Raw genomic sequence first — 13,343 nt, 5'->3', positions numbered from 1 at the left:
CCATGGGAGGACAAACGCATGCCAGCGCCCCGTATCGTCGCCATCCTCGCGGTCGAAGGCGTGCAACTGCTCGACGTCGCCGGGCCGCTGGACGTGTTCGCGGAAGCCAATCTGCAAGCCGGCCGCACGTTCTACAGGCCGCAGGTGATCGGCCTTTCCATGGCGCCGATCCGCAGCTCCTCAGGCGTCCAGCTGCTGCCGGACCGCAGCATCGCGGCGCGCGGCACGCCCGAACCGATCCACACCTTGCTGGTGGCGGGTGCACCGCACGCCGCCGGGCTGCAGGCGCCGGCGGCCCTGCTGCGCTGGCTGCCCGAACAGGCGCGGCGCGCGAAGCGCTATGGCTCGATCTGCAGCGGCGCCTTCCTGCTCGCCGCCGCCGGCCTGCTGGACGGGCGGCGCGTCACCACGCACTGGGCGGTGGCGAAGCAGCTGGCCGAGCGTTTTCCCGCCGTGGCGGTCGAAGAGGACGCGCTTTACGTGGCCGACCGCAGGCTGCGCACAGCGGCAGGCGTTACCGCGGGCCTGGACCTGGCATTAGCGCTGGTCGAGGAAGACCTGGGCCGCCCCGTGGCGATGAAAGTGGCGAGCCAGCTGGTGATGTACTTCAAGCGCAGCGGCGGGCAATTGCAGTTCAGCCGCGGCGGCGCGGCGGCGCCGGCCGGACGTTCGGCCTTGCAGTCGTTGCAGCGCTGGATCGCCGCGCATCTGTGCGAGGACCACAGCGTGGCGAATCTCGCCGCACGGATGCGCCTGAGCCCGCGCCATTTCGCGCGGCTGTTCCGCGACGAAGTGGGCATGACGCCGGCGGCATGGGTGGAGTCGGTGCGCGTGCATGCCGCGCGCGAGCGCCTGGAGCAGGGCGCCCATGCCCCCAAGCAGGTTGCCGCGTTGTGCGGCTTCTCCAACGCCGATCATCTGCGGCGTGCGTTCGTGCAGTACCTCGGCGTGACGCCGGCGGAGTATCGCCGGCGGCATGGCGCCCCAAGCTCCGTATGACGGTCAGGCCAGCTTCGGCCACACCGTGACCGTACCCGTGGCCAGATCATGCACCGCCCCCGCCACCATCAACGCCCCCGAACGCACCGCCGGCGCGATGATCGGCTCCAGGCCGCGCAGCCGCTGCACGCCGTTGCTGACGTTGTTGTAGGTCACCTGCTTCTGCAGCGCCTTGCCGCTGAGCCTGTCGTCCTGCGCCACGGCCTGGTCGACGGCCGGATAGATCAGTTCCAGCAGGTCGTCGATCGCGCCGGCCGGCTTGTTCTGCTCGTGGCGGAACTGGATGGCGGCCTTCATCGCGCCGCATTCGCTGTGGCCCAGCACCAGGATCAGCGACACGCCAAGCTCGGCCACCGCGTATTCGATGCTGCCCTTCATCACCGGCCCGCTGCCGGCCACCACGTTGCCGGCGGCGCGCACGGTAAAGAGCTGGCCCACGCCCTGGTCGAAGATGATTTCCGGCGCGGTGCGCGAATCGGCGCAGGCGATGATGGCGGCGAACGGCGCCTGGTTCTGCGCCACCCTGGCGAAGTCTTCCGGCGTGCGGCAGGCGGCCGAGCCCTTGCCGGCGACGAAGCGCGCATTGCCCTGCAGCAGCCGGTCCAGCGCTTCCTGGCCGGTGGGGCGGTGCGCGGGCAGCGGTGGGAAGCTGGGCGAGGGCATGGCGCGGGCCTGGACGGCGGCCCAGGGCGCGGCGGCCGAAGCCATGGCAAGGGCGGAGAGCTGCAGGAACTGGCGGCGCGAAGGGGGCGTCATGGTCTGGGTATTCGTATCGGGGAAGCGCAACGCCGGCGTTGCGGGGGGAAGCTGCGCGGCATGTCGCGCGGTAGCTTCGAAGCTGCGCAGATAAAAGGATCGCGCAGGCGCATACGAATAGAACGCCGGGCGCCGCCGCGCCATGTCATTTCAGGCCGACGAAGGGGGCATCGAGGTCTTTTCTCCGCGCAGCCGGGAAGCCGCGATCGTCAAGGCGATCCAGCGTGGCGCAGCGAACTCTGCAGCGCCCGCACCGCCAGCGCCGCGTTCACCTGGCTCTGGCCATTAGCCGTCTTTCCGTCCATCAGCAGCAGCTTGCGGATGGAGGCGGCATCGAGATCCGGCTGGATCGACAGCAGCAGCGCCACGATGCCGGTGACGTGCGCGGCGGCCATCGAGGAACCCGATGTGAAGTCGTAGCCGCCATGGGGCTGGGTGGTGAGGATATCGCTGCCCGGCGCGCTCACTACATCAGGTGGCGCCGGTGTGGCGGCGGCGGAACGCACCACGATCACGCCGGGCGAGTTGTCGGGAAAGCCCTTGGCCTCGCCGTCCGGCGGACGCGCCGCCACCACGATGCGCTTCTGCCGCAGCAGTTCATCCAGCAGCTTGCCCAGCAGCGGATCGGCCGGGCCGCCCAGGCTGAGATTGACCACGCGCGCATCCGTATCCAGCACCGCGGCCAGCGCCTTGGCCAGGGTGAACGAGTTGCAGCGCGCGCCGGCGTTGCGGTCCGGATACCAGCAGGCCTTATAGACGCTCAGCACCGCCTTGGGCGCGATGCCGACGATGCCCTGGTGGTTGTCGCCCATGGCCGCGATGATGCCGGCCACTTCGGTGCCGTGCGCGTCGCGGTCGAAGGCGGCAGCGTCGTCGTCCACCGCGTTGTGGGTGTCGGCGATGCGGCCTTGCAGATCCGGATGCGTGACGTCCGCGCCGGTATCGACGATGGCCACGTGCACGCCGCTGCCCTGGCTGGTTTCGTGCGCGGTGGCGGCGTCGGTCTCGACGAAGCCGCGCTGCAGGTCGGCGTAGGGATCGTTGTACTTGTGCGGGGCCTGCGGCTGCGCGTCGGCATAGACCTCGTAGTCCTGCAGCGGCTGGGCGAGTTTCACGCGCTCGTCCTTGGCCAGGTTCTGCAGCAGGGCCTCGCGATCGGCGCCCGCGGGCGGTTCCACCACGATGCAGAACAGGCCCAGCGCCTTGATCGGCCAGCCGACCACTTCGCGCAGGCCGTAGCGCTGTTTCAGTTCGTCCAGCTGCGAGACCGCGCGCTGCCCGGCGCCGTAATGGCCCGGCGGCACATAGCCGAGCAGGCTGGAGCCGGCGTGCGTGCCGGGCGGGTCGAGCGGGTTGGCCACGGCCAGCACGATGTCGCGCTGGCTGTTCATCGACGCCGCGGCCGAAGGCGTTGCCGCCGCTCTGGCGCGCCCGGCCGGCGCCGACGCGCAGGCGCCGAGCGCAAGCGCCATGGCGACGGCGAGGCAGGCGCGCAGCGTCGCTTTCACGGGACCGAGGCCACCGGCTCGGCCATGCGGATGCCGCGCGTGGCGCGCAGCTGGCGCACCACTTCGGCCTGGGTGGTGGCGGTGTCGGCGGCCACCACGGTATAGGCGCCCACGGTATTCGGGCCGCCCACCACCTGCAGGTGCAGCGCATGCACCGCGGCATTCCAGTCGACCACCTTCATGCTGGCATCCGGTATCACACGGATCGCGCCGGCCGGAGCGGCAGCGCCGTCCTGGCTGCTGTAGGTGCGGTAGTCCGCCGCGCCCTGTTCGCGATACAGCTTCAGGCCGAGGATGCCGATGCCCAGCGACTGCAGCAGCACCGCGGCGGCCAGGCCGCGCAGCAGCCAGCCGCTGCTGCGCGCGCGCGCCTTGGCGGGCGCGGCGGCTTCGGCGTCGTGCGCGTCCAGACGGTCGAGCAGATGCTTCAGGCCGGCGTTGGCGTCCACCGCGACATCGGCCGGCAGCGCCAGCGCGTCGCGCAGGCGGATCTGCTGCGCGTATTCCGCGCGGCAGGCTTCGCACTGCGCCAGGTGGCCGTCCAGCCATTGCGCCTGCTCCGGCGAGGCGTTGCCCTGCAGCACCCAGGGCATGGCTTCCCAGGCGCGGGCGCAATCCCGGCTGGCGTTGATCGAAAACGTCATGGCGCACCTCCAACGTGCGCTGAGGATTCGCCGGCAAGATCCGGCAAGACATTGCGCAGGCGTACCCGCGCGTGAAAAAGCCGCGCCTTCACCGTGCCCACCGGGCACTGCATGATCACGGCCACGTCGTTGAGCGAATGGCCCACGCCGTAGACCAGCTCCAGCACCACGCGCTGGTCGACGGTGAGGCGCTCCAGCGCCTTGCCCAGCCAGTCGCGCAGTTCGTGGTCTTCGCTGGGGTCGTGGCTGGGGGCGCGGTCGCCGTACAGGGCGTCGTCCTCGATCGGCTCGTCGCCGTGCTGGCGCAGGGCCTTCAGGCCGCAGCGGTAGGCGATGCCCATGATCCACGTGGATACCCGCGAATCGCCCTGGAAAGTGCCGGCCTTCTGCCAGGCGATCCAGAAGCAGTCGTTGATGACTTCCTCGATCACGTCCGGCCGCCGGGTCAGGCGCGACAGAAAGCGGGTCAGGCGGCCGTGGTAGCCGCGGTACAGCGTGGCCAGGGCCACGCGGTCGCCCGCCGCCATGCGCTGCAACAGCGCGCGGTCGGTGGCATCGGCTTCGATATCGGCTTCGTTCATGGTCGTCAGGTCACCGGTCTGAGGGCGGCGTGGCTGTCCCCATGAGTGCCGACCGGATAGGAAAAGGTTGCGCCGGGTTTGGGATTCGTCGCAAGCGCTCAGAACGACCAGAGTACGGTCGCCACCCAGGGCTCCGCCTCGGGCGAACGTGAACGCCAGTACCGGGGCGTCTTCACATCCGCCGCCACCCGGTCCAGCTCCACCCGCCAGGCGCCCCGGGTCCAGGCCAGGCCAGCATGGCCGTAGCGGTAGTAGGGGTAGGGGTCGAAATAGGATTTGGCCACGCCAGCGCCCACGGAGAGCGATAGCTCCTCGGTCAAGGGCCAGTGAAAGTTGGCATCCGCGCCCGGGCGGGTGCGTTCGTGGTCGGCATGGGGAAAGTGGGTGGCCGAGACGCCGAAGGTGAGCACGTCGCGGTACGTCCAGTGCAGCCCGCCTTCGCTGCGGTCGAAGAAGCGGCTGCGCACGGGGTATTTGTAGTAGATGGCGCTGGCCTGCATGGACCAGTCGTCCGACAGCGTCCAGTAATGCGCGACCTGGCCCATCGCTTCCACCATGCGCCCCGGCGAGCGCGCCATGGCGCTGGCGGAAAGCCCCAGCGCCCAGCCGTCCGGCGTGCTCCACGACAGCACGCCCTGCAGCACCGGCGTGGCCTTGGTGATGGCCTGGCCGCGGTCGACCAGCTGCGAACTCAGCGCGATGCCGCCGCCCAGCGTGCCCGCATGCAGCGGCAGCGCCATGCAGGTGGCCGCCACGGCGGGAAGCATCCGGCGTAGCGGCGACGCAGTGCGTACAGCGGCGGAACGTGTCGTCAGTGGAGCGTGCCCAGGTAGGAAATGAGATCGTCGAGCTGTTTTGGATCGTTCAGCCCATCGTATTTCATTTTCGTACCGGGATTGGCGCGCTTGGCCGGTTGAGCGAGATAACTGTGCAGTTGTTCCGGTGTCCACACCCATGACGACTGCGCACGCAGCGCATCGGAGTACTCGTAGTCCGGCACCGTCGCCGCCTTGCGGCCGAGCACGCCGAACAGGCTGGGGCCTTTCTTGTTGCGGCCCTCCTTGATGCTGTGGCACTCGGCGCATTCGCTCTTGAACACGTCGGCGCCGGCCGATGCATCGCCGGCGAAGGCCGGCGAGGTCGTCATCCATGCGCAGGCCAGCGCGGCGAGGGCGAGGTTTCGAAAGTTTCGCTTAAGGCTTGAGGTCTTCACGCATCGGATCCGGTCAGAACGCCACGGCGGCGGTAAGGGAGAAGGCATTGAAGTCGCGTGCATTGGTGCCCGGCGCGCCGAAGATGTTGTCGCGGGCGCCGTTGAAGCGGGTGAAGCGGAACCAGTTGGCGGCGAGCTTGAGATTGGCCATCGACGTGTACGAGTCGTCCTTGCCGAACGGCGCCCAGTACAGGCTGACCAGGTTGGCGGTGGTATCGGGCACGCCGTAAGGGATGAAGCGCGCGTCGTCGCGCGAGCCGGTGCTGACCATGTGCGAGAACAGCAGGGTGTAGCTCTGCTTGAAGGTGTAGGCCACGGTCAGGGTCTGGTCGTGCACCGTGCCGCGCGGCTTGGCCAGCAGGCCCGGCGCGATCGGGCTGGCCGGCGTGCTGCCGTATTTGCGCCGCTCCAGGATGTTCACGTAGCTCAGCTGCACGATGTGCTCGCGGTTGCCGAGGAACTGGTAGGTGAGGTCGTAGCCCAGGTCGGTGAGCCGGTCCATCGGGCCGCCGGTGCGCGGCAGTTCGCGCTTGGTGGTGAGCGCGACCACGCCCGCGGAGAAGAACTGCCGCCGCATGTCGCGCATGTAGGCGAAGCGCGCATAGCCGGTGTCGTGCAGCTTGCCCGGGTCGCCATTGGGGTTGTAGCCGAGGCGGTCCTGGGTGGAGCGCTGCATGGAGTTGTAGGTGCCCAGTTCGCCGTACCAGTGCGAGTCGTACAGCCCATACACGGTGGCGCCGAACACGCGGTTGGCCGGTGCATTCGGGCTGGACGGATTGAGCACGGTGCCGGTCACGCCCGGCGGGCCCAGCGAAGACGCCGCGGGCAGGGCGGCGATCGGATCCTGGAAACCGGGATTGTTGTTGACGCTCACGCCCACGGTGAGGTCCTTGCCGCCGAGCTTCAGCTCCTTGGCGACGAAGCGCAGGTCCACGTCGCTCAGCTTGGTGTCGAAGCGGTTGTGGCCGTCGTTGTTGCTGGTCACCTTCACATAGCCGCCGACCTGTTCGGTCAGGCGTCCGGCCAGATAGACGTCCGCTTCGGTCAGCCGGTTGGAACTCTCGCCGCGCGCTGGCACCGAGCGCGTGCCGATCAGCTGCGCGGCCACCGGGATCTTGAAGCCCTTGCCGTCGGTGTCGGTATAGCCGTTGAGCTTGAAGCGCATGCCGTAGGGCGTGAGCGCCGGGCCATAGGAGCCGGCATGGCAGTCGGCGCAGGCGGCGCCGGTCTGGCGGGCGTAGACGGGAATGGCCTGCGCGGTGGTGCAGGCCAGCGAGAAGGCGGCGCCCACGCCGTACAGCACGGTCATGTTCCGCGTGCGGCGCGCCATCCGGCGGTACGGCAGAGACAGCATGAAACCTCCTTGGTGTTTCGGGATGGGGGACTTGCGCGAGGGGTCACAGCGAAGGATTCAGCGCGAACGCCACGGCCACATCGCGCGGAGCACGTCGTCGCGCCGCACGAAGTGGTGATAGAGCGCGGCGCCGATATGCAGCAGCACCAGGGCGAGCAAGGCCCAGGCGATGTCCTGGTGCCATACCAGCAAGGCGTCGGCGAGGTCTTCGTCGTCGGCCACCAGTGCGGGCAAGGCGGCGCCGAACAAATACACCGGCTTGCCTTCGGCATTGCTCAGCGCCCAGCCGAGCAGCGGCAGGGCGAGCAGAATCAGATACAGCGCGGCATGGGTAAGCCACGCGGCGATGCGGATCAGACGCGAGTGGACGACCTGCGGCAGGCGTCCGTGGCGCAGGCGCAGGCCGATGCGCAGCACCGCCAGCAGCAGCACCAGCAGGCCGGTGTGGCGATGGCCTTCCAGCAGCCATTGGCGTGCGACGCGGCCGGCGACTTCGTCGCGGGTCAGCGCGAAGGCGGCGGCGGCGATCAGCAGCAGCACCGTGGTCCAGTGGAGGATCGCCATGCCGCGCGGGCGGCGGATCGGTTCCTGCTCCTGCGGGGCTTGGTGTTCCTGGGCCGCGATGGCGGGCGTGCTGCCCGGCATCGGCATGTCGGCCTTGTCCTCGTACCTCGAACCCATCCAGCGATCCCCGCGCGTCGTGTCGAGGCGTAGGTGCCGCCTGGATCGAGAAAGGTTGCAAGGCCGGCGTAGGTTGGGGTGAGCCGCAGGCGAACCCCAACTTGAGCGTGCGGGTGTTGCGCAACGTTGGGGTTCGCCCGCGGCTCACCCCAACCTACGCCGCTCCGCAAGAAGCACACGCAACCTTTCCCGGCGCCACTGGCACTCAGCCTCGAACAGGTCGTTCTCACACGAGCGAAGAGTCAGCCACGATGGACATCGAACGCATCCAGTTTCAGCAGCACGGCGACCACGGCGGCATGCTCGTGGCCTTGGAACAGGAGCGCAACGTGCCGTTCGAGATCCGGCGGGTGTACTACGTGTACGCCACCGAGCCGAACGTGCACCGCGGCCGCCATGCGCACCGGCACCTCAAGCAGCTGGCGGTGGCCGTGCGCGGTTCGGTCACCATCCTGCTGGACGACGGCACCGGCCCGGTCGAGGTGGTGCTGAACGACCCGAGCCAGGGTCTGCTGCTGGGCGACATGGTGTGGCGCGAGCTGTACGGCTTCAGCGACGACTGCGTGCTGATGGTGCTGGCCGACCAGTTCTACGACCCGGCCGACTACATCACCGACTACGACGAATTCCTGCGCGAAGCCAACGGCTTCCACCGCCTCGGGGGCGCGGTGGCATGAGCCGGCCGCTGGTGCTGATCGGCGCGGGCGAGATGGCGCGGATCGCGCTCGAATACTTCGAGCACGACAGCGACTACGACGTGGTCGCCTTCAGCGTCGAGCGCGCGCACCTGAAGGACACCGAGCTGGAAGGCCGCCCGGTGTTGGCTTACGAGGAGCTTGCTGCGCGCTATGCGCCTGGCGACGCCGAGCTGTTCGTGGCGATTCCCGCCACGGGCCTCAACCGCCTGCGCACGCGTTTCTATCTCGACGCCAAGGCCAGGGGCTACCGCTTCGCCAGCTATGTGAGCAGCCGCGCCTTCGTCTGGCGCAACGCACAGATCGGCGAGAACAGCTTCATCTTCGAGAACAATGTGATCCAGCCCTTCGTCACGGTGGGCAATAACTGCATCCTGTGGAGCGGCAACCACGTCGGGCACCGCACGGTGGTGCGCGACCATGTGTTCGTCGCCTCGCATGCGGTGATCTCGGGTTTCTGCGACATCGGCGAAAGCAGCTTCGTCGGCGTCAACGCCACTTTCAACGACGGCGTGAAAGTGGCGGCCGACAATGTGATCGGCTCCGGCGCCCTGGTGGTGCGCGATACCGAACCGGGCAAGGTCTACGTCGGCTCGCCTGCGCGCGCCTTGCCGGACCGCTCCAGCCTGGATGTGAGGTTCTAGCGCGCATGCCTGCCGCCATCCCACTCGCCTGGACCAAGCGCGGACTGGTCTTCGACGTGGCGCGCCAGGGCGTCGGCGGCTGGATGCGCCATTCGGCGCTGACGCCCACGCCGTGGCGGCTCGACGAAGAGCGCATCCGCGTCTATGCGGGCTTTCGCGACGATGCCGGCGTCAGCCGGCTCGGCTATGTCGACCTGGCGGCGGCAGAGCCCACGCGCGTGCTCGCGGTCAGCGCCAGGCCGGCGCTGGACGTTGGCCGCGGCGGCTGCTTCGACGACAACGGCATGATCCTGGGCGACGTGGTGGATGCGCCGGGCGGGCTGCATCTGTTCTACGTGGGCTTCCAGCAGGTGGCCAAGGCCAAGTTCCTCGCCTTCAGCGGACTGGCGCTGTCCACCGACGGCGGGCAGCGCTTCCAGCGCGTGCAGGAGACGCCGATCCTGGATCGCGCGCCGCGCCGCAGCACCATCGCCGCCATCCACAGCGCGCATTACGAGCAAGGCCTGTGGCGCCTGTGGTACGCGGTGGGCGACGACTGGGAATCGATCGGCGGCCGGCCGTTTCCGCGCTACCACATCTGCTACACCGAGACGCGCGACCTCAGCGCCATCCCGCGCGGCGACCGCATGTGCCTGCTGCCCCGCGGCGACGAATACCGCATCGGTCGGCCGCGCGTGTACCGGCTCGGCGGCGGCTACGTCATGTACTTCACCTGGGGCGACCGCGCGGGGCGCTATCAGCCCGGCGTGGCGTTCAGCGACGACGGCGTGCATTGGGAGCGCCACGACGAGGCGCTGGGCATCGCGCCGTCCCGCGACGGCTGGGATGCGCGCGCGCTGAGCTATCCGGCGCTGCTGCGCCACGGCAGCAGGCTGCTGATGTTCTACAACGGCAACGACATGGGCATGGCCGGCTTCGGCGTGGCCGAGGCGGCGTTCGAAGGCAAGGCGGGCCAGCTGGTCGCGGAGGGCGCGCATGCTCTCGGTTAAGCCTTACAAGCCCGTCGATGCCGCGGCCTGGGACGCGCTGGTGGCGCGTTCGCGCAATGGCAACCTGCTGCACCGGCGAGGCTATATGGACTATCACGCCGAGCGTTTCGCCGACGCCTCGCTGCTGATCGAGAAGGACGGCGAACTGGTCGCCGTGCTGCCGGCCAACCGCGACGGCGAGCAGGTCAGCAGCCACGGCGGGCTGACGTATGCGGGGCTGATCAGCTCGCAGGCGCTGCGCGCCGAGGCGGCGTTGGAGGCGTTCGAAAAGATCGCTGAGCACTATCGCGCGCTGGGCGTGAAGCGGCTGCTCTACAAGGCGGTGCCGCATGTATTCCATGCCTATCCCGCGGAAGAGGATCTCTACGCACTGCATCGCCTGGGTGCCCGGCTGGTGCGGCGCGACCTGTCCTCGGTAATCGCATTGCGTGAACCGTTCGAACTCACCGACGAGCGCCGCCGTGCGGTGACCAAGGCGCGCAAGGCCGGGCTGAGTGTGCGCGCCGGCGGCGATCTCGCACCGTTCCACGCGCTGCTGACGGACGTACTGGCCAGGCACGAGGCCACGCCGGTCCATTCGCTGGCCGAGCTGCGCCTGCTGCAGGGCCGTTTCCCGCAACAGATCGTGCTGCACGAAGTGGCGGACGAACACGAAGTGCTGGCCGCCGCGCTCGTCTACGACCTCGGTCCGGCAGCCCACACCCAATACCTGGCCGCCTCCGAAGCCGGCCGCCAGCGCCACGCCCTGAGCCTGCTGCTGGCCGAACTGATCGAGCACACCTATGCGCACAAGCGCCACTTCAGCTTCGGCATTTCCACCGAGCAGGCCGGACGCGTGCTGAACGCCGGTCTGGTCGCGCAGAAGGAGCGCTTCGGCGCGCGCGCCGCGGTGCACGATTTCTACGAATGGGAGTTCGCATGAGCGTCCCGTTCTTCGACCTGCAGGCGGTCAATGCGCGCTATGCCGAGGCGCTGAAAGCCGCGGCCGCGCGCGTGATCGATTCGGGCTGGTACATCCTCGGCGCCGAGCTGGAAGCGTTCGAGCGCGAGTTCGCCGACTACTGCGGCGTGCGCCATGCGCTGGGCGTGGGCAACGGGCTGGATGCGCTGGCGCTGATCCTGCGCGCCTGGCGCGGCCTGGGTGCGCTGCGCGAGGGCGACGAGGTGATCGTGCCCGCCAACACCTTTATCGCCACCTTCCTGGCGGTGAGCCAGAGCGGGCTGGTGCCGGTGCCGGTGGAGCCGGATCCGCTGACCTTCAATCTCGATCCGGCCCAGGTGGAGCAGGCGATCGGGCCGCGCACGCGCGCCATCATCGCGGTGCATCTGTATGGGCAGCTGGCCGAGATGCCGGCGCTGGCCGCCTTGGCGCGCCGCCGCGGGCTGTTGCTGATCGAGGACGCCGCGCAGGCGCATGGCGCATCGCAGGAAGGCTGCAAGGCCGGCGCCTTCGGCGACGCGGCGGCCTTCAGCTTTTTCCCGACCAAGAACCTCGGCGCGCTCGGCGATGGCGGTGCGGTCACCACCAGCGACGATGCGCTGGCCCGCCGCGTCGCGGCCCTGCGCAACTACGGCTCGGAGACCAAGTACCACCACCAGTTCCAGGGCGTGAATTCGCGCCTGGACGAGATGCAGGCCGCGCTGCTGCGGGTGAAGCTGGCGCATCTGGACGAAGAGATCCTGCTCCGCCGCCGCATCGCGCGGCGCTATCGCGAGGGCATCGGCCATCCGGCCATCGCGTTGCCCGACGTGGCGCGCGAGGAAGGCCACGTCTGGCATCTGTTCGTGGTGCGCAGCCGGCGGCGCGATGCCTTGCAGCGCCATCTGCAGGCGCACGGCATCCACACCCAGGTGCATTACCCGGTGCCGGCGCATCGCCAGCCCGCCTATGCGGAATGGCATCGCTTCCAGCTGCCGGTGGCCGAGCGGCTGCATGCGGAAGTGCTGAGCCTGCCGCTGAATCCGGCGCTGGACGATGCAGCGGTGGAACGTGTGATCGCCGCCTGCCGCAGCTTCAAGGCCGGCGCATGAGCATCGCCCGCGCCGGCTTGTACAGCGCCATCGGCACCGCCGCACGCCTGCTCGCGGGCCTGGTGGTGGTCAAGCTGGTGGCATGGGCCGCCGGGCCGGACGGCGTCGGCAAGCTGGGCCAGTTCATGAGCCTGATGTCGCTGCTGGCGGTGCTGGCCGGCGGCGGGATCAGCGCGGCCATCGTCAAATACGTGGCCGAGTACCGCGACGATCCGGAACGCCTGGCGCGCCTGCTGCGCGCGGCATTGGGCTACGCGCTGTGCGCGGCGATCCTGATGGGCCTGGCCGCCTTGCTGTTCAGCCGGCAGCTCGCGCTGTGGCTGCTGGACGATGCGCGCTACGAAGGCCTGCTGCGAGTGCTGGCGTTCGCACAAGTCGGTATTGCGGTAAGCAACTATCTGCTGGCGGTGATCAACGGCTTCATGGACGTGCGCCGGCTGGTGTTTATCCAGGTGGTGGGTTCGGCGCTGAGCATCCTGCTGGCGGCGTGGCTGTCGTGGCAGCAGGGTCTGTACGGCGCGCTGCTGGCGCTGGTGCTGGGCCAGCTGCTGTGGCTGGCGATCGGACTGCCGGCGTGGTGGCGCAGCCCGGATTTCCGCCCCGGCATGCTGCGCGCCGGCTACGACCGCGACATGATCGTGCGGCTGGCCACGTTCTCGCTGATGACGCTCAGTTCCGCGCTGTGCGCGCCGCTGGTCAATATCGCGGTGCGCGACCATCTGGCCGCGCAGTTCGGCTGGGAGCAGGTCGGCTACTGGCAGGCGGTGACGCGGGTGTCGGATGCCTACCTGCTGTTCCTCACCACCGCGATCAATGTCTATTACCTGCCCAGGCTGGCCGCGGTGCGCGAGCGCGAGGAGCTGAAGCGCGAGCTGGGCCAGGCCTGGCGCCAGCTGCTGCCGGCCGCGGCGACGCTGGCCCTGCTGGTGTACGTGGCGCGCGAATGGGTGACGCGTGCGCTGTTCACCGCCGACTTCGCCGCCGCCAATGCGCTGTACGGGCCGCAGCTGATCGGCGACGTGATCAAGATCGCATCGTTCGTGCTGTCGTACCTGATGCTGGCCAAGGCCATGACCGGCCTGTTCGTGCTGTCGGAATTCGTCTTCGCCACCAGCTACCTGGCCCTGGTCTTCGTGTTCACCCGCTGGTACGGGCTGCCCGGCGCCGTGTACGCCTTCGCGGTGAACTACCTGTTCTATCTCGCCTTCAATCTGCTGGTGGCCCGCCGCTACCTGAGGAGCTTGTAGC

General features: G+C 69.0%; 15 protein-coding genes. 7 read left to right on the top strand and 8 right to left on the bottom strand.

All coding sequences use genetic code 11. The features are described 5' to 3' along the window. Window positions 1-18: 18 nt before the first annotated feature. A complete protein-coding gene (locus tag KK141_RS11765) occupies window positions 19-999 on the top strand; it encodes a helix-turn-helix domain-containing protein (protein ID WP_214571740.1) in 981 nt (326 codons plus the stop codon). Window positions 1,000-1,002: 3 nt separating this feature from the next. On the opposite strand, the gene KK141_RS11760 is transcribed toward KK141_RS11765, so the two are convergent. The 8 genes from KK141_RS11760 to KK141_RS11725 form a co-directional block, all read right to left on the bottom strand. Next, window positions 1,003-1,755 (bottom strand): carbonic anhydrase, encoded by a 753-nt coding sequence (locus KK141_RS11760; RefSeq protein ID WP_214571739.1) that lies wholly within the window; start codon window positions 1,753-1,755, stop codon window positions 1,003-1,005. Between the two features lie 209 nt (window positions 1,756-1,964). Then, on the bottom strand, window positions 1,965-3,227 hold the full coding sequence (locus tag KK141_RS11755; protein WP_214571927.1) for a S8 family serine peptidase: 1,263 nt from the start codon (window positions 3,225-3,227) through the stop codon (window positions 1,965-1,967). Window positions 3,228-3,259: 32 nt separating this feature from the next. Next, window positions 3,260-3,907: a zf-HC2 domain-containing protein gene (locus tag KK141_RS11750; protein WP_214571738.1), complete on the bottom strand. Its 648-nt coding sequence runs from the start codon at window positions 3,905-3,907 to the stop codon at window positions 3,260-3,262. Then, window positions 3,904-4,488: a sigma-70 family RNA polymerase sigma factor gene (locus tag KK141_RS11745; protein WP_214571737.1), complete on the bottom strand. Its 585-nt coding sequence runs from the start codon at window positions 4,486-4,488 to the stop codon at window positions 3,904-3,906. The genes KK141_RS11750 and KK141_RS11745 overlap by 4 nt, the downstream gene beginning before the upstream one ends. Window positions 4,489-4,586: 98 nt before the next feature. Next, window positions 4,587-5,243 (bottom strand): hypothetical protein, encoded by a 657-nt coding sequence (locus KK141_RS11740; RefSeq protein WP_345777595.1) that lies wholly within the window; start codon window positions 5,241-5,243, stop codon window positions 4,587-4,589. A 56-nt stretch (window positions 5,244-5,299) separates the two neighbouring features. Next, window positions 5,300-5,635 (bottom strand): c-type cytochrome, encoded by a 336-nt coding sequence (locus KK141_RS11735; RefSeq protein ID WP_214571926.1) that lies wholly within the window; start codon window positions 5,633-5,635, stop codon window positions 5,300-5,302. 79 nt (window positions 5,636-5,714) lie between these two features. Continuing rightward, on the bottom strand, window positions 5,715-7,010 hold the full coding sequence (locus tag KK141_RS11730) for a cytochrome C (RefSeq protein WP_250901732.1): 1,296 nt from the start codon (window positions 7,008-7,010) through the stop codon (window positions 5,715-5,717). Between the two features lie 102 nt (window positions 7,011-7,112). Beyond that, entirely contained in the window at window positions 7,113-7,736 is a 624-nt protein-coding gene (locus tag KK141_RS11725; protein ID WP_250901717.1) for a cytochrome b/b6 domain-containing protein, read from the bottom strand. 251 nt (window positions 7,737-7,987) lie between these two features. Here KK141_RS11725 and KK141_RS11720 point away from each other — a divergent pair, with 251 nt between their 5' ends. From KK141_RS11720 to KK141_RS11695, 6 genes are read left to right on the top strand one after another with little or no spacing between them, the layout of a single operon-like run. Next, a complete protein-coding gene (locus KK141_RS11720) occupies window positions 7,988-8,413 on the top strand; it encodes an FdtA/QdtA family cupin domain-containing protein (protein WP_214571734.1) in 426 nt (141 codons plus the stop codon). After that, window positions 8,410-9,075 carry an acetyltransferase gene (locus KK141_RS11715; protein ID WP_214571733.1) on the top strand — a complete coding sequence of 222 codons (666 nt, stop codon included), beginning with the start codon at window positions 8,410-8,412 and terminating at the stop codon, window positions 9,073-9,075. Before KK141_RS11720 ends, KK141_RS11715 begins: the two co-directional genes overlap by 4 nt. Window positions 9,076-9,080: 5 nt before the next feature. Then, window positions 9,081-10,064: a hypothetical protein gene (locus KK141_RS11710; RefSeq protein ID WP_214571732.1), complete on the top strand. Its 984-nt coding sequence runs from the start codon at window positions 9,081-9,083 to the stop codon at window positions 10,062-10,064. Continuing rightward, window positions 10,051-10,986: a GNAT family N-acetyltransferase gene (locus KK141_RS11705; protein ID WP_214571731.1), complete on the top strand. Its 936-nt coding sequence runs from the start codon at window positions 10,051-10,053 to the stop codon at window positions 10,984-10,986. The genes KK141_RS11710 and KK141_RS11705 overlap by 14 nt, the downstream gene beginning before the upstream one ends. Further along, complete coding sequence (locus KK141_RS11700) at window positions 10,983-12,095, top strand: DegT/DnrJ/EryC1/StrS family aminotransferase (RefSeq protein WP_214571730.1); 1,113 nt, start codon at window positions 10,983-10,985, stop codon at window positions 12,093-12,095. The genes KK141_RS11705 and KK141_RS11700 overlap by 4 nt, the downstream gene beginning before the upstream one ends. Continuing rightward, window positions 12,092-13,342 carry an O-antigen translocase gene (locus KK141_RS11695; RefSeq protein WP_214571729.1) on the top strand — a complete coding sequence of 417 codons (1,251 nt, stop codon included), beginning with the start codon at window positions 12,092-12,094 and terminating at the stop codon, window positions 13,340-13,342. Before KK141_RS11700 ends, KK141_RS11695 begins: the two co-directional genes overlap by 4 nt. Window position 13,343 lies beyond the last annotated feature (1 nt).

This window comes from Dyella sp. LX-66 (assembly GCF_018599165.1).
GTDB lineage: Bacteria > Pseudomonadota > Gammaproteobacteria > Xanthomonadales > Rhodanobacteraceae > Dyella_D > Dyella_D marensis.
The sequence above is the reverse complement of the archived record's forward strand: the minus strand, read 5'-3'. Positions and strand labels throughout refer to the sequence as shown.